This is a genomic window from Methyloversatilis sp., from assembly GCF_965284615.1.
GTDB lineage: Bacteria > Pseudomonadota > Gammaproteobacteria > Burkholderiales > Rhodocyclaceae > Methyloversatilis.
Genome location: NZ_OZ260098.1, coordinates 2016274 through 2039094 on the forward strand (window position 1 = coordinate 2016274; position 22821 = coordinate 2039094).

Sequence of the window (22821 nt, forward strand, 5' to 3'; positions counted from 1 at the left end):
GCCGGCGCAAGGCCGATGCAGCGGCCTGAGTGCCGGTCATGAGCAGCGACGCCGATCTGCTCTTCATGAACGAGGCGCTTGCGCTCGCCCTTGAGGCGGGATCGCTCGGCGAGGTGCCAGTCGGCGCCGTCGTGGTCTGCGACGGCGAGATTGTCGGCCGCGGCTTCAATCGCCCGATCATGGCCAACGACCCGACCGCCCATGCCGAGGTGATGGCCTTGCGCGCGGCGGGACAGGCGCTTGCCAATTACCGCATGCCCGGCTGCACGCTCTACGTGACGCTGGAGCCGTGCGCGATGTGCAGCGGTGCGATCCAGCACGCGCGCATCGCGCGGGTCGTGTTCGGCGCGCGCGACCCGAAGACCGGATGCTGTGGCAGCGTGACCGACCTGTTCGCCGAGCCCAGGCTCAACCATCATGCTGAAGTCGAGTCCGGCGTGCTGGCGGAGGAGTGCGGTCGCCTGCTGAGCGACTTTTTCGCCGCCCGCCGCCGGCGCATCGAAACCGCCTGATGCATATCGACATCGACATCCGCTCGCAGTGGCTGCGCCTGTACGACGAGGCCGGCGTGCTGATCCGCCGCTACCGGGTATCGACCGCGAAGAACGGCGCCGGCGAGCAGCGCGGCAGCTTCCGCACGCCGCGCGGGCGGCACGTGATCCGCGCCCGCATCGGCGCCGGTGCGCCGGCGAACACGGTGTTCGTGCGCCGGCGCCCCACCGGCGAACTGTGGTCGTCCGAACTGGCGGCCGCACATCCGGGCCGCGACTGGATACTGACGCGCATTCTCTGGCTGTCGGGCTGCGAGCCGGGCGTGAACCGGCTGGGTGAGGTCGATACGATGCGTCGCTACATCTATCTGCACGGCAGCCCGGATACGGCGGAGATAGGCGTACCCGGCTCGATCGGCTGCGTGCGCATGCGCAATCGCGACATCATCGAGCTGTTCGACCTGGTGCCGGCGGGCACCCCGGTCCGCATCACGGACTGAGCGTGCTGCGCGTCGAACTGGGTGACTGGGCGTCGATGGCGCCAGCGCTCGAAGCGATACGCCGCGAAGTATTCATCGTCGAACAGCTGGTTCCGGAAGAGATGGAGTGGGACGCCGACGACGCCACCAGCGTGCATGCGCTGGCGCTGCTCGACGGTCACCCGGTCGGTTGCGGGCGCCTGTTGCCCGACGGCCACATCGGCCGCATGGCCGTGCGCGCGCCGCACCGCTCAAGAGGCATCGGCCGGGCGCTGCTGCAGGCTTTGCTCGCCGAGGCGCGGCGGAGCGGCATGCGCGAGGTGGTGCTGCATGCGCAGACGCATGCGCTGCGCTTCTACGAGGCGCAGGGTTTCGTTGCCGACGGGCCGGTATTCGACGAGGCCGGCATCCCTCACCGGCGGATGTCGCAGGCCTTGGTCAGCTGAGACAGGAAGTCGTCCCCCAGCGGCTTGACGATGAAGTCGGTCACGCGCGGGAAGGTGAAAGTGCGGACGCGGTCGGCTTCCAGCGGTGACGAACTGAGCATGCAGACGCGGGCATCCGCCTGATGCGCCGCAGGCAGCTGGTGGAACTGCTCGAGAAACTCGAAGCCATTCATGCGCGGCATGTTGATGTCAAGCAGGATGAGGTTGACCGCGTGGCCCGGGTGCGCGTGGAACCACTCCAGCGCCTTTTCCGCCCACTCGAAGACCAGCAGCTCCGTCGCCAGGCCGGAGCGCTCGATCATCATGCCGTGAAAGAAGTTGTCGGCGTCGTTGTCGTCGATCAGCATCACGGTGCGCAGCGCTGCGGTCGTCATTGTGCAAACTCCGGTTGATCGGTGCGGCGCACGCGGGATCGAGGCGCCTGCGTTCGGGCGGCGACGGGCGGAAGGGGGGCGACAGTTCCGACGCCATCGGCTGTCATCGGCATGGCGAGCGTCCTGACAGGCATACGGGCATCACATTATCTCCGTCCGCTGCATCGTATGTGACGCGATGCCGATACGGCATCTCGCGGGCAATGCCAGCACGAAACGGCTGCCGGCGCCGGGCTGCGACTCGACGAAGATGCGGCCATGGTGCATGTCGGCGATACGACGGCTCAGTGCGAGTCCGAGGCCTGTGCCCTCGTACTCGGCCTGTGCATGCAGCCGCTGGAAAGCCTCGAAGATGCGCTCCTGGAATTCCGGTGCGATGCCTATGCCGTTGTCGCGCACCGATATGTGCAGTTCGTCGCCGACCACGGCGTAAGCGATATCGACTTCCGGCGGCTTGCCCGGCGCGTGAAACTTCAGCGCGTTGTCGATCACGTTCTGCAGCAGCAGACCGAGCAGGCTGCGGTCGCCGCGAATGACCGGCAGCGGTGTGACGCGGACGGTCGCGCCGGTGCGACTGATGGCGGCGGCCAGCGACTGGCGCGTTTCTTCCACCAGTTCCGCCAGATTTATGGCGTCCATCCGTGCCTCGGTCGCGTCGAGCCGGACGAAGGCAAGCAGATCGTCCACCAGCGCGCGCAGCCGCTCGCCCCCACGCACGATGAAGTCCACGTAGCGCTCGCGTCGCGTGGCGTCCGCCTCGTGGGCTTCGCGCCGGAGCAGCTTGGCGAAATTCAGGATGGAGTTGATCGGCTCGCGCAGGTCATGCGAGGCGACGTGCACGAACTGCTGCAGCGCAATGTTGCTGCGTTCGAGTTCGGACAGCGTGCGCTGAAGATGTTCCTCCGCTTGCAGCCGCGCCGTGATGTCTTCGCCGACACCGAGCAGGCCGGTGGTCGCACCCTGTTCGTCGTGCAGCCGCGTCGTGTTCCAGGACACGACGCGCAACTGACCGTCTGCCGTCAGTACGTGGCCGCGGAAACGGCGGGCCCCGTCGCGTTCGCCGCTGACCAGCTGAGCGAAGAAGGCGCGGGCATCGGCACGCTCGTTTTCCGGAAAGCACAGCTCGAACCAGTCGCGTCCGGGCAGGCTGCTACCGGGATGGCCCAGCACCTCGGCCGCCATCCGGTTGGCGCGCACGATACGACCGTCGTTGTCCGCGACCACCATCATATTGCCGGCGATGTCGAAGTACAGCTCAGCGCGGTCCCGTTCCGCCTTCAGTTCGGCGGTGCGATGGTTGACCAGCGCTTTCATCTCGGCGTTGAAACGCTGCAACTGCTGTTCGAACAGGTTCTGCCGCGCGTGCGCGGCCTGCAGTTCGCTCACGTGCACGCGCAGTTCGATCTGCGCGACCACCTGACGCGCCAGCGCGGCCAGTGCTTCGCGCTGGGCGGCGCCAAGCTCGTGTGCCACGGTGTCGATGACGCACAGCGTACCGATGCGCCGGCCATCGGCGACTTCGAGCGGCGCCCCGGCGTAGAAGCGGATCCCCGGCCCGCCTGTCACCAGCGGGTTGTCGCGAAAGCGCGCGTCCATCGTCGCGTCCGGCACCACCAGCACCTCGTGCTGCAAGATGGCGTGTGCGCAGAAGGCCTGCTCGCGCGGTGTTTCGGTGGCGTCCAGACCGATGCGCGACTTGAACCATTGCCGGTCCTTGTTGACCAGGCTGACCAGCGCGATCGGAGTGCCGCAGAGCTGCGAGGCAATGCGTGCCAGATCATCGAACGCCGGTTCGGGCGGCGTGTCGAGCAGCCGGCAGGCCTGCAGCGCCTGCAGGCGTTCGTGTTCGTCGGGCGGCAGTGGGGCTGCGATCGTGGAAGTCATGCTGCACGTGTCCGTAGCGGAGTGCTGCCGCTCATCCATCCACCCACCGCTGCCGCAGGGCGGGGGTGGTGGCGACGGCGGGCAGTGTCGGCCTGTTGTCGGCATTCTGCCTTCAAACTTGACTGACCGCCGGTGTCCGCGAGCGTTCAGCGATCGATCGCGATGCGGCGCCTGCCGTCCGCCCGCCCGCCCGGGCCGTAGCAGCGCTCCTCGACGTCGATGCGGCTGTGACACATGGTCAGCACGGTGCTCGACCGGGTGCCATAGTCCTCGCCGGCAATGAAGACCGGCGACAGACGGCGCTCCCATTCGAGACCGACGCCAGTGTCCGGCAGGTCGGCGTCGGCCGCCGGCGTGTCGTCGCGCAGCGTGTCGAACAGCGCGTCCTGGCGCGCCTCGGCGTCGGTCAGGGCGAGCGCCCGTGCAAAGCCGTCGCGGGCGCGCAGCAGCTTGGGCCAGGGCGTGCCCGGAAGGTGGTTGGACAGCGCATGGATGCCGTCGTCGAGCACGCGCCACTGCGCCTCTGCACCGTGGCGATGGCCGACCCACACCAGCGTGTCGCCGTCGCAGAGCAGCAGATTGAAACCGTTGTAGGCACCGGCCTCGTCGCAGGTCTGCCGGGCGTAGTCGTCCGCTGTCTGCCGGCCGGCCAGGAAGCCGGCGACCAGTTCGCCGCGCGAGCGGGTGTGGTTGCGCTGCGCCGACGGGTCGCGGTAGTTGGTCAGGGCGGCGAAACGGCCGCAGCGGCTCACGCCCATCCAGCTGCCGCCTGACTGCAGGTCGCGCCCGGCCAGTACTTGCGGCGCATCCGGCCAGAAGTCGAGTGCGGCCGTTGGGCGACGGTGGAACTCATCGCGATTGGCGGCGACGATGAGCGGGCAGTCCGGCTGCTGCTTCCAGCCGAGCACGATGAGACACATGGGTGCGGCGTCCGTCAGGCGGCGCGGAAGCGCTCGAGATGGCGCACGCTGTCAGGCGCCAGGAATTCGTACAAGCCGTGGCTCTGCACGTGGCAGCCCAGTTCCAGCTCGAACAGCCGCTGATTGTTCACGCCCTCATACACTTCCATCCAGGTCTGCGGGTCGTCCAGCCGCCTGCGCACGCGGCCGGCGACGCCGGTGGCCGCCTGCAGCGAGGCCTGCATGGTGCTCAATGCGACCAGCAGCGCCGCCTCGCGGGTGGTGTCGATGCGGTAGTAGATGTAGTAGTCGATGCGCACCGTCATTCGCCGAGCGCGTAGGGCAGGGCAGTGAAGCGCAGCACCGGCCCCTCCAGCCCGCCGATGCGCACCTCGCCCGCTTCGGTGCTCGACATCTGAACCACGGCGAGCAGATCGCAGCCGCCGTCCGGCAGTGCGACCGCATCGACCACCAGGCCGCAGGCCTGTCCGTTCGTGTCCACGCCGTGTACCGGCGTGCCCGCCGCCGGCGGCGGGCAGTCGGCGCTTGCGCGGTACATGCGGCGCTTCAGCTTGCCAAGGTACTGCGTGCGGGCGACGATCTCCTGCCCGGGGTAGCAGCCCTTCTTGAAACTGACGCCGCCGGTCAGTTCGAAGTTGACCATCTGCGGCACGAACTCCTCCTGCGTGCCCGGCCATACGCTGACCAGGCCGTCGCGGATGTCGAACCAGCGCCACGCCGGCGTGCCGGCCGGCGTCGCACGGCTGCTCAGCGCGCTCCAGACCGCTTCGAGCCGGTCGGCCGGCAGCACGATCTCGAAGCGGTCGTTCGCCAGGCGAAGCACGCGCACGCCAGCGGCCGCCGCCTGCGTCATCGGTGCCGCCGGCACCGGCAGCCCGGCCGCATGCAGCGTGGCTTCGGCATCGCGGCCGGCCAGTCCGAGCGCCGGCATCGCCCCGGTCGCGTCGGTCAGCGTGGCCTTGGCGCGCAGGATGTACATCGACAGCTTCTTGCGCATCGCCTCGGCCAGCGCACGGGGCAACTGCAGCACGGTGGCGTCGCCGTCGCGCCACATCGTGAAAGTGGCGAGCAGGCGCCCCTTGGCCGTGCAGAAACCGGCGCTGCGCACGCCGTCGACCGGCAGGCCCTTGACGTCGTTGGTCATCAGGTTGTGCAGGAAGCTGGCGGCGTCCTCGCCGTCGGCGCGCAGCCGGGCGAGATGGGTCAGCGGTACCAGCACGGTGCCTTCGCGGGCGGCGCGCATTTCGGCGACGGCGTCCTGCATGGCGGGGAACTGGCGGTCGTCGGCTGCGGTGCCGGAGGGGATGAGATCGTCGAGCATCATGATGTTGCGAAATCCGTAGGCAGGAGAGGTTGCCGAAAAGGTTAACATACGGGGCCGCGCGTGCTGCCTGCGCGTTCCCGCCTCTTTCGCATGACCCGTCTGCTTGTCCGTCTGTTCCTTCTTCTGGCTGTACTCGCCGCGCTGATCGGTGCCGCGCTGGTCTGGTACGCGCAGCGCCCGCTGCAGTGGAGCGGCGATGCTGTCGAATACACGCTGCGCCCGGGCACCGCGCTGCGCCAGGCGGCCCGCCAGATCGAGGCGGCAGGTGTTCCGGTCGATGGCCGGTTGCTCGGCCTGATCGGCCGCGTCGCGGTCGATGGCACCCGGCTGCAGGCCGGCAGCTACGCTTTCAACAGCGGCGTCACGCCACTCGAACTGCTGGGCATGATGACGCGCGGCGACGTGAGCATGCGCGAGGTGCGCTTCATCGAAGGCTGGACCCTGAAGCAGATCCGCACTGCGCTGGCCGCCAGTCCCGACCTGAAGCAGGACGCCGTGGCGCTGTCCGACGCCGAACTGCTGGCCCGGCTCGGCAGCGACGCCACTTTCGTCGAGGGCTGGTTCTTTCCGGACACCTATCTGTTTGCCGCCGGCGACAGCGACCTGTCGATTCTGAAGCGCGCCCATCACGCGATGCGCGCGCAACTGGAACAGGCCTGGGCAGCGCGCGCGTCTGATCTGCCCTACGCCTCGCTGCAGGACGCGCTGATCATGGCGTCCATCGTCGAGAAGGAAACCGGCGCTGCGGCCGATCGCGACAAGGTGGCCTCCGTCTTCGTGAACCGGCTGCGTGCCGGCATGCCGCTGCAGACCGACCCCACCGTGATCTACGGGCTGGGTGAGCGCTTCGACGGCAATCTGACCCGCGCACATCTGCAGACCGACGGCCCGTACAACACCTATCTGCGGCGCGGCCTGCCGCCGACAGCGATTGCCGCGCCCGGGCGCGCGTCGATCGAAGCGGCGTTGAATCCGGCGCCCACCCGTTACTATTACTTCGTCGCGCGCGGCGACGGCAGCAGCGTGTTCTCGAAGACGCTGGCCGAGCACAACAGCGCGGTTGACCGTTACCAGCGGCGGCCGGCGCGCGCCGCACGCAACTGACGCCGGCCGTCACCCATCATTCCATTCATCCGAACCCGATGCACAACACCCGCTTCATCACCTTCGAAGGCATGGACGGCGCCGGCAAGAGCACGCAGATCGCCCGCACCGCCGACTGGCTGCGTGCGCGCGGTCATGCCGTGCTGCTGACCCGCGAGCCGGGCGGTACGCCGCTGGGCGAGTCGCTGCGCGCGCTGCTGCTGCACCAGGCCATGCACCCGGATACCGAAGCGCTGCTGATGTTCGCCGCCCGGCGTGAACACCTGGCGCAGGTGATCGAGCCGGCGCTGGCGCGGGGCGAATGGGTGCTGTGCGATCGTTTCACCGACGCGAGCTTTGCCTACCAGGGCGGCGGTCGCGGCCTGGACAAAGTGCGGCTCGAGGCGCTCGAAGCCTGGGTGCAGCGCGGATTGCAGCCCGGGCTCACGCTGCTGTTCGATCTGCCCTGCGAGGTGGCGGCGCAAAGACTGGCGGCCAGCGGCGGCGACCCCGACCGCTTCGAGCGCGAACAGTCAGATTTCTTCAACCGCGTGCGTGCCGCCTATCTCGCTCGCGCCGAGGCCGATGCGCGACGAATGCAGGTGCTCGACGCCGCAAGGACCCCGGAAGAAGTTTCCATTCAACTTGAAGAAATTCTTTCAAGGTACTGTTCCTGAATGATTTACGACTGGTGCAAACCGCAGTGGTCGCAGTTGATGGCGCTGGCCGAACGGATGCCGCACGCGCTGCTGCTGGCCGGGCCGTCCGGCCTGGGCAAGCGCGAGTTCGCCGAGGCGCTGGCGGCGCGCATGCTGTGCGAACGGGCAAGCGGTGAGCAGGCTGCCTGCGGCGAATGCGCTTCGTGCAGGCTGATCGCCACCGACAACCACCCGGACTGGCTGGTCGTGCGGCCGGAGGCGCTCGACGACGAGGCGGACGAGGGCGACGAGACGGCGTCCGACGAGGGTGACGGCAAGGCGAAGTCGAAACTGATCCGCATCGCCCAGGTGCGGGCGGTGACCGACCGTCTGGGCGTCGGCTCGCACCAGGGTGGCTACCGCGTGGTGCTGCTGTATCCGGCCGAAGCAATGAATGTCAACGCCGCGAACGCACTTCTTAAATCACTTGAAGAACCGCCACCCAAGACATTGTTTTTGCTGATTACTGACCATCCTCGCAAGCTGCTGCCGACGATACGCAGCCGCACCCGCGTGCTGTCCTTCCAGCAACCGCCCATCGACCAGTCGCTGGCCTGGCTCGCGGCCCAGGGCGTGCGTGACGCCGGCGACGCGCTGGCGCTGTGTGCTGGCTCGCCGCTGCATGCGCGCGACCTCGCCAGTTCGAAGGACGCTCAAATCCAGGCCCAGTTTGTCGATGATGTATCGAAGCACGCGCTGAGCGCGCCGCTGGAAGTTGCCGCGCGTTGGGACGGCTGGCTCAAGGGACGCAAGAAGGGCGAACCGGGCCTGACCGATCTGCCGACGCTGGTCACCTGGCTGCAGCGCTGGCTGGCCGACCTCGTGCTGCTGGCACAGGCCGGCGAGCCGCGGGTATTCGTCGGCCGGCGCGCCCAGCTCGGGCAGCTGGCGGAACGCAGCGACGTGGGCACTGTCCTGCGTGGGTACAATGAATTGCTGAAGGTGCGGGCGCTTGCGCATCACCCGCTGAATGCGCGCCTGTTCCTCGAAGACATGCTCATCCGTTACGCCCGTCTGTTCCGGTCGCAACGCTGAGCGCACGAAAAGGGAGGCTGTCATGAGCGATCCGCATATCCAGCCGGGGAACCGGCGCAGCGTGCTGTCGCTGGCGGTGACGTCGAAGTCGGTGCTCTATGCGGCCTACATGCCTTTCCTGAAGGGCGGTGGCATCTTCCTGCCGACCAATCGCGCCTACCGTCTGGGCGACGAAGTGTTCCTGCTGCTGCAGCTGATGGAAGACCCGGCCAAGCTGCCCATTCAGGGTACGGTGGCCTGGGTGACGCCAGCCGACGCGCAGGGCGGCAAGCAGCAAGGCATCGGCCTGCGCTTCGGCGAGGACGACAGCAGCAAGTCCGCCCGCGCGAAGATCGAACAGGTGGTCGGCGGCTACCTCGGTTCGTCGCGACAGACCCACACGCTCTGATTCAGTATTGATCCACAACGGTTTTTCATGTTCATCGACTCACACTGCCACATCGATTTCCCCGACCTCGCCGTACGCGAGGACGAAGTGCTCGCCAATATGCAGGCCCAGCAGGTCAGCCACGCGCTGTGCGTGTCGGTCAATATCGAACAGTGGCCGCGCGTCACCGGCATGGCCGAGCGGCACGCCAATGTGTTCGCCTCGCTCGGCGTGCATCCCGATTATGAGGACGTCACCGAGCCGGACGTGGCGCAACTGGTCGATATGTCCGCCCATCCGCGCGTGGTGGCCATCGGCGAAACCGGGCTCGACTATTTCCGCCTGACCGGTGACCTCGAATGGCAGCGCAAGCGCTTCCGCACCCACATCCGCGCCGCGCGCGAGTGCGGCAAGCCGCTCATCATCCACACCCGTTCGTCGGCCGAGGACACGCTGGCCATCATGCGCGAGGAACGCGCGCATGAGGTGGGCGGCGTCATGCACTGCTTCACCGAAACGCTGGAGGTGGCCGAAGCGGCGATCGACATGGGCTTCTGCATTTCCTTTTCTGGCATCGTCACCTTCAAGAACGCACAGCAGTTGCGCGACGTGGCCAAGGCCATCCCGCTGGCGTCGATGCTGATCGAGACCGATTCGCCCTATCTGGCGCCGGTGCCCTACCGCGGCAAGATGAACGAGCCGGCCTACGTGCCGCACGTCGCCGCCGAGCTGGCGAAGGTGCGCGGCATGACGATGGAGGAGGTCGGCCGCGTCACCACCGACAACTTCTTCCGCCTGTTCCACGACGCCGCCCGACTGGCCGGCCGCGAGGAGGTGGCCGCATGAAGGCGCTGCGCATCGCCCTGCTCGGCTTGGTCCTCGGTCTTGCCGGCGCCAGTGGCGTGTCGGCCGCCGCGTACGACGACCTGATCAACGCCGCCAACCTCGGGGACACCGGCACCGTGGCCAGTTTCATCGACCGTGGCCTGGACGTGAATTCGGTCGATCCGCGCGGCGAAACGCTGCTCATCATCGCCGCGCGCAATGGCTACACCGATCTGGTGAAGGCGCTGCTCGCCCGTCGGGCGAAGATCGAGGCGGTCAATGCGGTCGGCGAGACCGCACTGGCGGTGGCCGCCTTCAACGGCCACGTGGCCGTGGTCGACCAGCTGCTCGCGGCCGGTGCCAATCCGGTCAATTCCCAGGGGTGGTCGGCACTGCACTACGCGGCGATGCAGGGACATGCGACGGTGCTGAAGTCGCTGATCGCGCGCGGTGCGCCGGTCGACGCGCCGGCGCCCAATGGCGCCACCGCGCTGATGCTGGCTGCCAAGGCCAATATCGAATCAGTCAAGGTGCTGCTGGCGGCACGCGCCGACGCCCGCATCCGCGGCCGCGACGGAGAAACCGCACTCGACTGGGCGACGAAGGTCGGCAACACCGATGCGGCCGCGCTCATCCGCAAGGCGATGGGGCAGTGATGACCCACCCGGCGACCGGATCCGGCCTCGGCCACGCGACCGACTACCCCGACAGTTACGACGCCGGCCTGCTGTTCCCGATGCCGCGCGAGGCGTCGCGGGCGGCGCTGGGCATAGACGCGCATGCGTTGCCCTTCGGCGGCGTCGATCGCTGGCACGCCTGGGAAATCTCCTGGCTCAACCCGCAGGGCAAGCCTGAAGTCGCCATCGGTCGCTTCGACATCCCGGCCGACAGTAGTCACATGGTCGAGTCGAAGTCGCTCAAGCTCTACCTGAACGGCTACAACAACGAACGCATGAGTTCGCTGGAGGCGGTGCGCGCGCTGATCGAAACCGATCTGTCGGCCGCCTGCCAGTCCGGCGTGACGGTGCAGATGTACACGCCGGACGGCGTGCCGCCGGTGCAGACGCAGATGGCGGGCGAACTGATAGACGGCCTGGACATCGTCTGCGACCGCTACCAGCCGGACGCCGCGCTGCTGTCCGCCAGCGGTGACACGGTCGAGGAAACGCTGCGCTCCGACCTGCTGAAGTCCAACTGCCCGGTCACGCTGCAGCCCGACTGGGCGTCGCTGCAACTGCGCTACCGCGGGCCGAAGATCGACCGCGCAGGGCTGTTGCGCTACATCGTGTCCTTCCGCAATCACGCCGATTTCCACGAGCACTGCGTCGAACGCATCTACATGGACGTGATGGCGCGTTGCCAGCCCGAACTGCTCACCGTATGCGCCTGTTACACCCGTCGCGGCGGGCTGGACATCAACCCCTGGCGCAGCAATTTCGAGTCGCCGCCGGACAGTTTCGTCAAGCTGATCAGGCAGTGATCCGGGCGCGCAGGTCAGCCACCGCGGCGCGGAACTCCGGCGCGCCGCCGTAGCTCGGATGCCGCGCCGGCAGCGCATCGATGCCCATGTCAGCCAGGCTGTGCTGACAGATGCGACCGATGGCCATCCGAGGCACGCCGGGGAAAAGGGCGAGGAACTGTTCCAGCAGCGGGCGCAGCGCGCGCCGTTCGCTCACGCTGGGAGCACGGTTGGTCAGCGGCCGGCCGGCTTCGTGCGGATGGTAGGCGACCGCGTTCCACAGCACGAAGTCGGTCGGTGCCCAGCCATTGCCGGCCATCGCGGCCCAGACGATGCTGGCGGTGCGCTCCAGCATGCCGTCGGTGTTCTTCAACTGCGGCAGCACGCGGCTGGTGCGCTGGAAGCCGCCATCGAAATAATCGCTGCCACGGCCTGCGGCATGGGCTGCCAGCACGTCGCGCTCGCTGGTCATCGCCATGCCGGAGAACTTGGCGCCGCTGTAGCTCGGCGCTTCGGCGATCAGCAGCACGCGGGCACGCCCGAGCCGGGCGGCCAGATAGCGCTGCAGGTGGTCGGCGCGGATGCGCGGCGCGTCCGCATCGATGTCATGCAACGGGTCGTGGTCGCCCCACGGGTTGAACATCGTGGCGGGGTCGGGAATCAATGCACCGGCCGCGACGGCGGAAACAAAACTGTCGAGATCGTTTTTCGACATCGGGTGTCCATACGGGCTGAAACGCAAGGCGCGCATTGTGCCCGACCTGGCTGTCGTACCGGGAGCGATCGACAGACGCCGGACAAGACAAGAAAGAGAATGAAGCGATGACCTCCGATCTGATTCTGGCCGCGCGCATGGCGCTGCGCGACTTCCGAGCCGGCGAACTGCGCGTGCTCGGCCTGGCGCTGCTGCTGGCGGTGGCCGCACTCACCTCGGTGTCCTTCTTCACCGACCGCGTGTCGCGCTCGGTGGTCAGCGAGGCGAACCAGCTGCTCGGTGGCGACCTTCGGGTGGCCGGCGACAACCCGCTGCCCGACGCTTACGTGGATGAGGCGCAGTCGCGCGGACTGCGTGCGACCCGCACCTGGAGCTTCACCAGCATGGCATCGTCCGCCGACGGCGCCCAACTGGTCGGCGTTAAGGCGGTGTCCGACGGCTACCCGCTGCGCGGCAAGCTGCGCATCGCCCCCGAACTGAATGCGCCGGACGCCGTCACGCGGGCGATACCCGAGGCGGGCACGGTGTGGCTGGACGAGCGCGCGACCAGTGCGCTGCGCGTGCGCAGCGGCGACACGATCAGCGTCGGCCAGCTCAAGCTGCGCGTGGCTGCGGTGCTCACTTTCGAATCGGATCGCGGTGCGAGCTTCTTCGCCATCGTGCCGCGGTTGATGCTGAACGCGGCCGATCTGCCGGCCAGCGGACTGATACAGGAAGGCAGCCGCATCAGCTACCGGCTGCATGTGGCCGGCGAGGACGCCGCGGTGCGTGCCTACGCCGCCTGGCTGAAGCCGCAGCTGGCGCGCGGCCAGCGCGTCGAGAACGTCGAAGAGGCGCAGCCCGAGGTGCGCGGCGCGCTCGACCGGGCGCAGAAATTCCTGCGTCTGGCGGCCATGCTGGCGGTCGTGTTCGCCGCCGTGGCGGTCGGCCTTGCGGCGCGCCGCTACATGCAGCGCCATCTCGACGGCTGCGCCGTGATGCGCTGCCTCGGCGCCACGCAGGCGCGGCTGACGCGGCTGTTCCTGATCGAATTCGTGCTGGTCGGCCTGCTCGCCTGCGCGCTCGGCTGCGTCGTCGGCTACCTCACGCAGTTCGGCGTCGAGGCGCTGCTGGCCGGTCTGTTCGCGACGAAGTTGCCGCAGCCGGGACTGACGCCGGTGCTGTACGGCTTTGCCGTCGGCATGACGCTGATGCTGGGTTTCGTGTGGCCGCAGCTGCTGCGCCTGCGTCGCGTGTTGACGCTGCGCGTGCTGCGGCGCGAATGGGACGACGCCGACGTCGTGTCCTGGGGCGCCTACGGTTTCGGCCTGGCCTGCCTGTCTGCGCTGATCGTGCTGATGGCTGGCGACCTCACGCTGGGCGCCGTCGTGGTCGGTGGCTTCGCGGCCGCCTGCGCACTGTATGCGGCGGTCGCCTGGGGCGCGCTGGCGCTGGTGGCGCGGCTGCGCGGCAGTACCGCCGGCGGCTGGCGATACGGTCTGGCCAGCCTGACCCGCCGGCGCGTGGCGTCAACGGTGCAGATCGCCGCCCTCGGCCTCGGCCTGACCGCGGTGCTGCTGCTGGTCATCGTGCGCGGCGATCTGCTCGATGCCTGGCGCAACCGGCTGCCGGCCGACGCACCGAACCGCTTCGTGCTGAACATCCAGCCCGACCAGCTCGACGCGGTGCGCGCGCAGTTCGCCGACGCCGGACTGGCGGCGCCGCAGCTGCTGCCGATGTCGCGCGCCCGCCTGGTGGCGCTGAACGGCCGCGCCGTGTCGCCGGACGACTACGACGACGCGCGGGCCAAGCGGCTGGTCGAGCGCGAGTTCAACCTGTCCTGGGACGACCACGTGCAGGTGGGCAACCGTATCGTCGCCGGCCGCTGGGACGCCGGCAAGCCTGCCTTCTCGGTCGAGGCCGGCTTGGCGAACACGCTGGGCATCGCGCCCGGTGACACGCTGCGCTTCGACATCGCCGGCCGTCAGGTCGAGGCGGTGGTTGGCAGCCTGCGCGAGCTCGAATGGGATTCGATGAACGTCAATTTCTTCGTCGTCGCGACGCCCGGCGTGCTGGAAGACTTTCCGGCCAGCTACATCACCTCCTTCCATCTGCCGGCGTCGGCCGCGGGCTTCACCAACGAACTGGTGGCGCGCTTTCCCAACCTGACCGCAGTCGATGTCGATGCGGTGGTGCGCCAGTTCCGCGCGCTGATGGACCAGCTGTCGGCCGCGGTCAGCGTGGTGTTCGGTTTCGCGCTGCTGGCCGGTGTGGTCGTGCTGCTCGCGGCCATCGAGTCCACACACGACGAGCGCCGTTTCGAACTGGCGGTGCTGCGCACCCTCGGCGCACGCGACCGACAATTGCGCGCCTCGCTGGCCGCTGAATTTGCGATACTCGGGGCTCTCTCTGGCGTGCTTGCGGCATTTGGCGCTCTCGTGCTGACCATGCTGCTGGCCCGCCAGGCCTTTCAGCTCCCGTATCTGCCCTCCGCCGGCCTGCCGCTGGCCGGCGTGGCATTCAGCGTGCTGGCCGTGCTTGCCGCCGGCATGCTGGGTCTGCGTGGAGCGCTGAAGGCACCCGCGCTGGCCAGTCTGCGCGCGCTCTGATTTTTCCGCACGGCCGATGTGACGCGGCGCTGCCGCCGCGCACACGTCCCGTTCGTCTGTCCGTTCCAAACGAGAACAAGAAGATGTTCATCCGATGCAACTGCCGCTGATCACTCTCGTCGCATTGCCCTTCGTCGGCAGCCTGATCGCGGCGCTGCTGCCGACCAACGCGCGCAATGCCGAATCGACGCTGGCTGGCCTGATAGCGCTGTTCTGCGCGGTGCAGGCGGCGCTGCTGTTCCCGCAGATCGCGGCCGGGCAGGTGATACGCGAAGAGATCTCCTGGCTGCCGTCGCTCGGCCTGAACTTCGTGCTGCGCATGGACGGCTTCGCCTGGATGTTCTCGATGCTGGTGCTGGGCATCGGTGCGCTGGTGGTGCTGTACGCGCGCTACTACATGTCGCCGGCCGACCCGGTGCCGCGCTTCTTCGCCTTCCTGCTCGCCTTCATGGGCGCGATGAGCGGCGTCGTGCTGTCCGGCAATCTGTTCCAGATGGTGCTGTTCTGGGAACTGACCAGCCTGTTCTCCTTCCTGCTGATCGGCTACTGGCACCACCGCAAGGACGCGCGCCGCGGTGCGCGCATGGCGCTCACCGTGACCGGCGCCGGCGGCCTCTGCCTGCTGGCCGGAGTGGTGCTGCTCGGCCACATCGCCGGCAGCTACGACCTCGACGCGGTGCTGGCCGCTGGCGACACGGTGCGCGCGCATCCGCTGTACCGGCCGATGCTGGTGCTGGTGCTGCTCGGCGCCTTCACCAAGAGCGCGCAGTTCCCCTTCCAGTTCTGGCTGCCGAACGCGATGGCCGCACCGACGCCGGTTTCGGCCTACCTGCATTCGGCCACCATGGTGAAGGCAGGCGTGTTCCTGCTGGCGCGGCTGTGGCCGGTGCTCGCGGGCACCGACGAATGGTTCTGGCTGGTCACTGGCGCCGGTCTGGCGACGCTGCTGGTCGGCGGTTTCGCCGCCATCTTCCAGAATGACCTGAAGGGGCTGCTCGCCTATTCGACCATTTCCCATCTCGGCCTGATCACCACGCTGCTCGGCCTGAACAGTCCGCTGGCGGCGGTGGCGGCGGTGTTCCACATCATCAACCACGCCACCTTCAAGGCCTCGCTGTTCATGGCGGTGGGCGTCATCGACCATGAAACCGGCACGCGCGACATCCGCCGCCTGAGCGGTCTGGCGCGCTACATGCCGATCACCGCGACGCTGGCGATGGTGGCGGCGGCGGCGATGGCCGGCGTGCCATTGCTCAACGGCTTCATCTCGAAGGAAATGTTCTTCAGCGAAGCGGTGTTCCTCGCCGCCTCGCCCGGCATCGACCGCGCGCTGCCGGCGGTCGCGGTGGTTGCCGGCATGTTCAGCGTCGCCTATTCGCTGCGCTTCACGGTGGACGTGTTCCTCGGCCGCGACAAATGCGGCGCGCTGCCGCGCCAGCCGCACGAACCGCCGCGCTGGATGCGGGCACCGATCTCGGTGCTGGTACTGGCCTGTCTGGTGGTCGGCACGCTGCCGCAGTGGTCCATCCAGCGCATCCTCGAAACCGCGGCGCAGCCGGTGGTCGGCGTGCTGCCGGCCTTCGATCTCGCCGTGTGGCACGGCTTCAACCTGCCGCTGTGGATGAGCCTGCTGTCGCTGGTCGGCGGCATTGCGTTGTTCTTCTTGCTGCGCGGTCCGATGCGCCGCGGTCACCTCGTGAAGGCGCCGCTGATCGGCCGGATCAACGGCAAGCGCGTGTTCCGTTCGCTGCTGGCCCGGCTGACGCTGGCCGGCCGCCACACCCGGCGGCTGTTCGGCACGCGGCGCCTGCAGATGCAGCTGATGCTGCTGGTGCTGGTGACGCTGGTGGCCGCCGCCGTGCCACTGCGCAAGCTCGGCAGCGAGGCGCTGCTGGCCGGCGGTGACCGTGCCATGCTCGAGTTCTCGCCGATGTTCGCGCTGATGTGGCTGGTTGGCGCGGGCGCTGCGATCGGCGCCGTATGGCAGGCGAAGTACCACCGGCTGACCGCGCTGGCGCTGATGAGCGTGTCCGGGCTGGTCACCGTCATCACCTTCGCCTGGTTCTCGGCGCCCGATCTCGCGCTGACCCAGCTGTCGGTGGAGGCGGTCACCACCGTGCTCATCATGCTCGGGTTGCGCTGGCTGCCGAAGCGGCTGGAAGACGTCGGACGCAATCAGTCGCTGCTCGTCCGCGCGCGGGCACGCGTGCGGCGCGCGCGCGACCTGGCGATCGCGCTGGCTGCCGGCGGCGGGCTGGCGCTGCTGTCCTGGGCCATGATGACGCGCAGCTTCCCGCAGAGCATTTCGCCCTTCTTCCTCGAACGGGCACTGCCGGAGGGCGGCGGCAGCAATGTGGTGAACGTGATGCTGGTCGATTTCCGCGGCTTCGACACGCTGGGCGAAATCACCGTGCTCGGCGTGGTGGCGCTGACCGTGTATGCGCTGCTGCGCCGCTTCCGTCCGGCGCCGGAAAGTGCGGAACTGCCTGCACAGCAGCAGGCGCTGCCGGCCGATCTGGTGACCGATCTGGTCGATGCCCAGACGGCTGAGGACACCGCCCGCGGTTACCTGATGGTGCCGGCGGTGCTGGTGCGGCTGGTGCTGCCGCTGGCGGCGGTGATCGCGGTCTATCTGTTCATGCGCGGCCACAACGAACCGGGTGGCGGTTTCGTCGCCGGGCTCGTGCTGTCCACCGCCTTCATCGTGCAGTACATCGTGTCCGGCACGCAGTGGGTCGAGGCGCACATGGACCTGCGGCCGCAGCGCTGGATCGCCTTCGGCCTGCTGACGGCAACGGCCACCGGTCTCGGTTCCTTCGCGCTGGGCTATCCCTTCCTGACCACTCACACCGCCCACCTCAGCCTGCCGCTGATCGGCGACATCCACGTCGCCAGCGCGCTGTTCTACGACATCGGCGTGTTCCTGCTGGTGGTCGGGGCGACGCTGCTGATACTGACCGCACTGGGCCACCAGTCGGTGCGCGGACGCCGTGTCCGCGACAGCGATGGTGACGGCGACGAACAAAGAGAGGGAGCGCACTGATGGAAATCGTCCTCGCCTGCGCGATCGGCGTACTGACCGCCTGTGGCGTGTGGCTGCTGCTGCGGCCGCGTACCTATCAGGTCATCATGGGGCTGTCGCTGCTCGGCTACGGCGTGAACCTGTTCATCTTCAGCATGGGCCGGCTGGCGCTGGACAGCGAGCCAGTGCTGGCGCCCGGCGTGCCGACCAACCTTGCGCACTACACAGACCCGATGCCGCAGGCACTGGTACTGACCGCCATCGTGATCGGCTTCGCCATGACTGCGCTTTTCCTGGTCGTGCTGCTGGCGCAGCGGGGCTTCTTCGGCAATGACCATGTCGATGGGCGGGAGGACGCCGAATGAGGGCTCTCGCACAGGCGCTGATGCCGCATCTGACCATCGTTCCCATCCTGCTGCCGCTGCTGACCGCCTGCCTGCTGCTGTTGCTGGACGGCCGGCGCCACCGCATCCGCGGCATGATCGGTCTGGCGGCCGCGCTGGCCAATCTGGCGGTGGCGGTGCTGCTGCTGTTCTGGGTCGGCAGCGACCAGCCCGCCGCCTACGGCGTCTACCTGCCGTCGAACTGGGACGTGCCCTTCGGCATCGTGCTGATCGCCGACCGCCTGTCGGTGCTGCTGCTGGTCACCGCCGCCGTCGTCGCGCTGATGGCGCTGCTGTTCGCGGTGGCGCGCTGGCACAAGGCGGGTGCGCATTTCCATCCGCTGTTCCAGATCCAGATCATGGGCCTGAACGGCGCCTTCCTGACCGGCGACCTGTTCAACCTGTTCGTGTTCTTCGAGGTGATGCTGGCGGCGTCCTACGGCCTGCTGCTGCACGGCTCGGGTCCGTCGCGGGTGCGCACCGGGCTGCACTATGTGGCGATCAACCTGCTGGCGTCCTCACTCTTCCTGATCGGCGCCGCGCTGATCTACGGCGTCACCGGCACGCTGAACATGGCGGACATCGCGGCCCGTATTCCGCACGTGGTGGCCGGCGATCGCGCGCTGCTGCACGCCGGCTTCGCGGTGCTCGGTGTCGCCTTCCTCGCCAAGGCGGCGATGTGGCCGCTGAACTTCTGGCTGGTGCCGGCCTATGCCGCCGCCAGTGCACCGGCAGCGGCGGTGTTCGCGCTGCTGACCAAGGTCGGCGTCTACGTGCTGCTGCGCTTCAGCACGCTGATGTTCTCGGACCAGGCGGGCGCTTCCGCCGGCTTCGGCAGCGACTGGCTGCTGTGGGGCGGTACGGCGACGCTGGCGGCCGGCGCCTTCGGCATGTTTTCGACGCAGCGGCCGGGCCGGCTGGCAGGCTTCGCCGTCATCGTGTCCTCGGGCACGCTGCTGGCCGTACTCGGTCTGGCCCGCCCGGAACTGACCGCCGGCGCGCTGTACTACCTGCCCAGTTCGACGCTCGGCGTGGCCGCCTTCTTCCTGCTGGCCGAGCTGATGGAGCGCTCGCGCAGCGCCGACGTCGCCGGCGCGCGCGCGCCGGAGGACGAGGAGGATTACCTGCCGTTCCCGCTGGCCGAACTGGAACTGGACAAGGACGTCAATCTCGACGAGGACGAGGAAATGCTGATCGGCCACGCCATTCCGGCCGCCACCGCGCTGCTTGGCCTGGCCTTCATCTGCTGCACGCTGCTGGTCGCCGGACTGCCGCCGCTGTCCGGCTTCATCGGCAAGTTCGTGCTGCTGTCGGCGCTGGTGCCGGGGCTGAGCGCCGACACCGCTCGCATCGACGCGCTGCTGACCTGGGTGCTGCCGGTACTCATCGTGCTGTCCGGGCTGTGCGCGCTGGTGGCACTGTCGCGCGTCGGCATCCGCTTCTTCTGGACGCCGGTCGATCGCGAAGCACCGCTGCTGCGGGTGGTCGAATTCGTGCCGATCGCGGTGCTGGTGGGCGCGTGCGTGTTCATTTCGGTGCGCGCCGAGCCGGTCATGCGCTACGCGGCGGCGACCGCCGAGGCCTTGTACCGCCCGGCCGGCTATATCGACGCGGTGCTGTCGGCGCGGCCGCGACCGACACCGACCAATGCCGAACGCCTCGGCCTGCAAGGGCCGGAGTCCGCGCCATGATGCGCCGCCTGTTTCCCGCTCCGCTGCTGTCGCTGGCGCTGCTCGCGCTGTGGCTGCTGCTCAACAACGCGTCGCTGGGCCTCGGGCAGGTGCTGCTCGGCGCGATTCTCGGCGTGCTGGTGCCGCTGCTGACGCAGTCGCTGCGGCCGACGCCGGTGCGCTTCAGCCGTCCGTGGGTGGCACTGCGGCTGTTCATGCAGGTCGGTTACGACGTGATCGTCTGGAACTGGCGCGTGCTGCGCGGCACGCTGGCCACAGGCAAGCGCATGCCGCGCGGCGGTTTCGTCGTCGTGCCGCTGGACATGCGCGACCCGAACGGACTGGCGGTGCTGGCGGCCGTCATGTGCGTCATCCCCGGCACCATCTGGTCGGAACTGGCGCTGGACCGCAGCGCGCTGCTCGTCCACATGTTCGACCTGGACGATGCCGCGGCCGAGATCGAACTGATCAAGCGCCGCTACGAGCGCCCGCTGATGGAGATATTCGAATGAGCCCGCTGCTGTTTTCCGCCATCGTGTTCACGATGGGCTGCTACATCACGGCGATGGCGCTGGCGCTGCTGCGCCTGGTCCGCGGTCCGTCCGCGCAGGACCGCGTGCTGGCGATGGACCTGATCTGCACCATCGCGATGCTGATCCTGATGGTGCTGGCGATACGCTATCGCAGCGCGATGTACTTCGAGGCGGCACTGCTCATTTCGATCTTCGGCTTCGTCAGTTCGGCCGCCATGGCGAAATTCCTGTTGCGCGGCGAGGTGATCGAATGAACGCCCGCGTCATGCCGGAGGCAGCGCGATGATTCCGCCGCTGCCCCTGTGGATCGAAATTCCGGTGGCGCTGCTGCTGGCGCTGAGCGGCGTGTTCACGCTGGTGGCGGCGATCGGCGTGGTGCGCTTCCGCAGCTTCTTCCAGCGCATGCATCCGCCGGCGCTGGCCTTCAGCTTTTCCGCCTGGTGCGTGACGCTGGCCAGCATCCTGTACTTCTCGGTGCAGGATGGCACGCTGTCGCTGCACGCCTGGCTCATCATCATCTTCCTGTCGCTGACGGTGCCGGTGACCACCATCCTGCTGTCGCGCACTGAGCTGTTCCGCCGGCGCAACAGCGGCGACCCGGACATGCCGCCACCGCTGAGCGCCTGCGTGTCGCCTCCGGCGGACGCGGACGAGTCCTCGCCCACGCCGCGCTGAGCCGGCGCCGCGGCCAGCTCAGAGCAGCAGCGGTGCGACGAAGGCGAAGAAGCCGCCGATCAGGAAAAGCAGGACCGACATGGCATACACCGCCACCGATGTCCGCCGGGCACGGGCGCAGGCGCGCGCCGCGGCCGGGTCGGCCGGGCAGGGCAGCGAGCGGGCGCGCCATTGCGCCGCACCCGCCAGCGCCAGCATCGCGGCGGCGACGCCGAACACCGCCGCCTTGTGCTCGGACAGCCAGATCAGCTGCGGCAGCCGGCTGGTCAGCGTGACCAGTGTGGCGCCGGCGCCGAGTGCGACCAGCAGTGCCGGCAGCGCACAGCACACCAGCGTCGAACCGCTCGCCAGCAGCGACAGGCCGCTGGCGCCGAGCGACGCGCGCAGGCCGCGTTCGGGTGCATCCATGTCAGCGCCCCTTGAGCGCGGCGCGCAGGCTGTCCAGCGTGTCGGGCACGCGTTCGATCTTCTTCACCTGATAGCCGGCGTCGGTGATCTGCGTGCGCAGCGTGTCGTCGGCGATGTCCTGCCCATCCTTCAGGCTCAGCGCGACGATCTTGTGTTCGAGACTGACCAGCACGTCGGCGGTGGCGGCGTTGCTGCGCAGCTTCTTCTCGATCGCCGAACCGCAGAAGGCGCATACCAGACCTTCGACCTGCATCTTGATCGTGCTGGCGCCCAGCACCGGTATCGCGGTCAGCGAAAGAGCGATGGTCATGATGAAAAACTTGATCTTATTCATTGCATTACCTTTCAATTCAAAGAGGAGCATGAGGTTTACGAAGGCGTCGCCACGGTGCTCGCGATTGACGCTGACGCCGACATCGACCCACCAGCGGCGCTGGAACAGGCGCAGCAGCGGCGTGATCTGGGTGGCGGCGGTCAGCCCGCTGCGACGCTCGGCCTGCAGGCCGAACCAGGTGGCGATGTCCTCGTAGTCGGCGGCGTAGGGCGCCCACAGCCCCTGCGCTGTCGTGACCACCTGGGTGTGTCCGGCCGCGTGATAGGCGTGCGTGGACAGTCGGGCGTAGATGCGCCGCGTTTCATGGTCGGCCCAGAAGCCGCCATGCACGCCGCTGTGGGTGCCGGCGAATTCGCTGCCGCGGGCGGCCAGCGGTCCACCATATATATATGCGTTGGTAATGCCGTCGCTGCCGTAGGCGCGATGTACCAGCCAGTTCGCCTGCAAGGTGGTGTAGCGGCGTTCGGTCAGTCCGTCGTCCGACACGTAGCGCGACTGCCCGGCGGCGACCGACAGGTTGGCGCGCAGGCCGTGCGCCACTTCAGCCATCTGGCTGTCGGGCGAGGCGGTGAACATGAACATGGTGATGTCGCGCGGAATGAAGAAACCGGCGACGGCCTGGGTTGACAGCGCGGCCAGCGGCAGCGCCGCGAGCCAGCCGCGCGGCACGGCGCAGCGCCTGCCGCGCGCGGGCGGCAGCTTGAAACGGAACATGAGTGACTCCTGAACGATGCGAGGGCGGAATAGCGCGACGTTCAGGACGGTCTGGGTGGTTTCTCCAGAGGCGCGGGGATGTGCGAACGCTCGACGGCGTCGGGATGCAGCGCCAGGACGGCCGAGCCGGCGGGTGAGGCGGGCGGCGGGGACTGCGTGATCGCGATCGCCTGCGCGACCGCACACAGCGCCGCCTGTGCGCCGGTGTCCTCGCAGCTGTCGCAGTCGTGGCCGGGCATGTCGATCTCCATCATCGCCCCGGCCAGTGCGCAGTGCGTGCTGCAGTGAAGCGCGTAGGCGTGCAGCGGCAGCGCGCACAGCATCAGCAGTGCGATCAGGCGGCGCAGCAGGAGGGGGCGGCGGGCAGCGTGCATCGGGAAAGCGTGACAGCTAT

General features: G+C 68.4%; 26 protein-coding genes. 17 read left to right on the top strand and 9 right to left on the bottom strand.

Annotated elements, in window-relative coordinates:
* Positions 1-38 precede the first annotated feature (38 nt).
* Genes tadA through ACQ66H_RS09650 form a run of 3 tightly spaced genes read left to right on the top strand, consistent with a single transcriptional unit; the run spans position 39 to position 1416 of the window.
* Positions 39-512: a tRNA adenosine(34) deaminase TadA gene (gene tadA / locus ACQ66H_RS09640; RefSeq protein WP_430433833.1), complete on the top strand. Its 474-nt coding sequence runs from the start codon at positions 39-41 to the stop codon at positions 510-512.
* Complete coding sequence (locus ACQ66H_RS09645) at positions 512-991, top strand: L,D-transpeptidase family protein (RefSeq protein ID WP_430433834.1); 480 nt, start codon at positions 512-514, stop codon at positions 989-991. Before tadA ends, ACQ66H_RS09645 begins: the two co-directional genes overlap by 1 nt.
* Positions 992-993: 2 nt before the next feature.
* A complete protein-coding gene (locus tag ACQ66H_RS09650; RefSeq protein ID WP_430433835.1) occupies positions 994-1416 on the top strand; it encodes a GNAT family N-acetyltransferase in 423 nt (140 codons plus the stop codon).
* Here ACQ66H_RS09650 and ACQ66H_RS09655 read toward each other — a convergent pair.
* The 5 genes from ACQ66H_RS09655 to ACQ66H_RS09675 all read right to left on the bottom strand — a co-directional run bounded on the left by ACQ66H_RS09655 (position 1383) and on the right by ACQ66H_RS09675 (position 5918).
* The gene (locus tag ACQ66H_RS09655) at positions 1383-1790 is read right to left on the bottom strand and encodes a response regulator (protein WP_430433836.1); all 408 of its coding nucleotides are present in this window, start codon (positions 1788-1790) and stop codon (positions 1383-1385) included. The two genes, ACQ66H_RS09650 and ACQ66H_RS09655, sit on opposite strands and share 34 nt — an antisense overlap.
* A 141-nt stretch (positions 1791-1931) precedes the next feature.
* Positions 1932-3674 carry a sensor histidine kinase gene (locus tag ACQ66H_RS09660; protein WP_430433837.1) on the bottom strand — a complete coding sequence of 581 codons (1743 nt, stop codon included), beginning with the start codon at positions 3672-3674 and terminating at the stop codon, positions 1932-1934.
* 146 nt (positions 3675-3820) lie between these two features.
* The gene (locus tag ACQ66H_RS09665; protein WP_430433838.1) at positions 3821-4594 is read right to left on the bottom strand and encodes an NRDE family protein; all 774 of its coding nucleotides are present in this window, start codon (positions 4592-4594) and stop codon (positions 3821-3823) included.
* Positions 4595-4608: 14 nt separating this feature from the next.
* Entirely contained in the window at positions 4609-4899 is a 291-nt protein-coding gene (locus ACQ66H_RS09670) for a DUF4936 family protein (RefSeq protein ID WP_430433839.1), read from the bottom strand.
* A complete protein-coding gene (locus tag ACQ66H_RS09675; RefSeq protein ID WP_430433840.1) occupies positions 4896-5918 on the bottom strand; it encodes a YgfZ/GcvT domain-containing protein in 1023 nt (340 codons plus the stop codon). The genes ACQ66H_RS09670 and ACQ66H_RS09675 overlap by 4 nt, the downstream gene beginning before the upstream one ends.
* A 90-nt stretch (positions 5919-6008) precedes the next feature.
* On the opposite strand from ACQ66H_RS09675, the gene mltG reads away from it, so the two are divergent.
* Genes mltG through queF form a run of 7 tightly spaced genes read left to right on the top strand, consistent with a single transcriptional unit; the run spans position 6009 to position 11406 of the window.
* On the top strand, positions 6009-7022 hold the full coding sequence (gene mltG / locus ACQ66H_RS09680; protein ID WP_430433841.1) for an endolytic transglycosylase MltG: 1014 nt from the start codon (positions 6009-6011) through the stop codon (positions 7020-7022).
* Between the two features lie 38 nt (positions 7023-7060).
* Entirely contained in the window at positions 7061-7678 is a 618-nt protein-coding gene (tmk, locus tag ACQ66H_RS09685) for a dTMP kinase (protein WP_430433842.1), read from the top strand.
* On the top strand, positions 7679-8734 hold the full coding sequence (holB, locus tag ACQ66H_RS09690) for a DNA polymerase III subunit delta' (RefSeq protein ID WP_430433843.1): 1056 nt from the start codon (positions 7679-7681) through the stop codon (positions 8732-8734). It begins immediately after the preceding gene.
* A gap of 22 nt (positions 8735-8756) precedes the next feature.
* Complete coding sequence (locus tag ACQ66H_RS09695; RefSeq protein WP_430433844.1) at positions 8757-9122, top strand: PilZ domain-containing protein; 366 nt, start codon at positions 8757-8759, stop codon at positions 9120-9122.
* Between the two features lie 27 nt (positions 9123-9149).
* Positions 9150-9947 carry a TatD family hydrolase gene (locus ACQ66H_RS09700; RefSeq protein WP_430433845.1) on the top strand — a complete coding sequence of 266 codons (798 nt, stop codon included), beginning with the start codon at positions 9150-9152 and terminating at the stop codon, positions 9945-9947.
* On the top strand, positions 9944-10582 hold the full coding sequence (locus tag ACQ66H_RS09705; protein ID WP_430433846.1) for an ankyrin repeat domain-containing protein: 639 nt from the start codon (positions 9944-9946) through the stop codon (positions 10580-10582). The genes ACQ66H_RS09700 and ACQ66H_RS09705 overlap by 4 nt, the downstream gene beginning before the upstream one ends.
* Positions 10582-11406, top strand: coding sequence for an NADPH-dependent 7-cyano-7-deazaguanine reductase QueF (gene queF, locus ACQ66H_RS09710; RefSeq protein ID WP_430435615.1), 825 nt, complete (start codon positions 10582-10584; stop codon positions 11404-11406). The genes ACQ66H_RS09705 and queF overlap by 1 nt, the downstream gene beginning before the upstream one ends.
* Here the strand turns inward: queF and ACQ66H_RS09715 are convergent.
* Positions 11396-12100 (bottom strand): uracil-DNA glycosylase, encoded by a 705-nt coding sequence (locus tag ACQ66H_RS09715; protein WP_430433847.1) that lies wholly within the window; start codon positions 12098-12100, stop codon positions 11396-11398. The genes queF and ACQ66H_RS09715 overlap by 11 nt on opposite strands.
* Before the next feature lie 107 nt (positions 12101-12207).
* Between ACQ66H_RS09715 and ACQ66H_RS09720 the strand changes: the two genes are divergently transcribed.
* The 7 genes from ACQ66H_RS09720 (at position 12208) to ACQ66H_RS09750 (ending at position 20971) form a co-directional block, all read left to right on the top strand.
* Complete coding sequence (locus ACQ66H_RS09720) at positions 12208-14688, top strand: ABC transporter permease (protein ID WP_430433848.1); 2481 nt, start codon at positions 12208-12210, stop codon at positions 14686-14688.
* Between the two features lie 94 nt (positions 14689-14782).
* On the top strand, positions 14783-17731 hold the full coding sequence (locus ACQ66H_RS09725; RefSeq protein WP_430433849.1) for a monovalent cation/H+ antiporter subunit A: 2949 nt from the start codon (positions 14783-14785) through the stop codon (positions 17729-17731).
* Positions 17731-18075 carry a Na+/H+ antiporter subunit C gene (locus ACQ66H_RS09730; protein ID WP_430433850.1) on the top strand — a complete coding sequence of 115 codons (345 nt, stop codon included), beginning with the start codon at positions 17731-17733 and terminating at the stop codon, positions 18073-18075. The genes ACQ66H_RS09725 and ACQ66H_RS09730 overlap by 1 nt, the downstream gene beginning before the upstream one ends.
* Positions 18072-19784, top strand: a complete 1713-nt coding sequence (locus ACQ66H_RS09735; RefSeq protein WP_430433851.1) for a monovalent cation/H+ antiporter subunit D — start codon at positions 18072-18074, stop codon at positions 19782-19784. The genes ACQ66H_RS09730 and ACQ66H_RS09735 overlap by 4 nt, the downstream gene beginning before the upstream one ends.
* The gene (locus ACQ66H_RS09740) at positions 19781-20275 is read left to right on the top strand and encodes a Na+/H+ antiporter subunit E (protein WP_430433852.1); all 495 of its coding nucleotides are present in this window, start codon (positions 19781-19783) and stop codon (positions 20273-20275) included. Before ACQ66H_RS09735 ends, ACQ66H_RS09740 begins: the two co-directional genes overlap by 4 nt.
* The gene (locus ACQ66H_RS09745; RefSeq protein WP_430433853.1) at positions 20272-20550 is read left to right on the top strand and encodes a K+/H+ antiporter subunit F; all 279 of its coding nucleotides are present in this window, start codon (positions 20272-20274) and stop codon (positions 20548-20550) included. The genes ACQ66H_RS09740 and ACQ66H_RS09745 overlap by 4 nt, the downstream gene beginning before the upstream one ends.
* Before the next feature lie 28 nt (positions 20551-20578).
* A complete protein-coding gene (locus ACQ66H_RS09750; protein WP_430433854.1) occupies positions 20579-20971 on the top strand; it encodes a Na+/H+ antiporter subunit G in 393 nt (130 codons plus the stop codon).
* An 18-nt stretch (positions 20972-20989) separates the two neighbouring features.
* On the opposite strand, the gene ACQ66H_RS09755 is transcribed toward ACQ66H_RS09750, so the two are convergent.
* Genes ACQ66H_RS09755 through ACQ66H_RS09765 form a run of 3 tightly spaced genes read right to left on the bottom strand, consistent with a single transcriptional unit; the run spans position 20990 to position 22801 of the window.
* A complete protein-coding gene (locus tag ACQ66H_RS09755) occupies positions 20990-21379 on the bottom strand; it encodes a hypothetical protein (protein ID WP_430433855.1) in 390 nt (129 codons plus the stop codon).
* A 1-nt stretch (position 21380) separates the two neighbouring features.
* Positions 21381-22427 (bottom strand): heavy-metal-associated domain-containing protein, encoded by a 1047-nt coding sequence (locus tag ACQ66H_RS09760; RefSeq protein ID WP_430433856.1) that lies wholly within the window; start codon positions 22425-22427, stop codon positions 21381-21383.
* A gap of 41 nt (positions 22428-22468) precedes the next feature.
* The gene (locus ACQ66H_RS09765) at positions 22469-22801 is read right to left on the bottom strand and encodes a hypothetical protein (protein WP_430433857.1); all 333 of its coding nucleotides are present in this window, start codon (positions 22799-22801) and stop codon (positions 22469-22471) included.
* Positions 22802-22821: the final 20 nt, after the last annotated feature.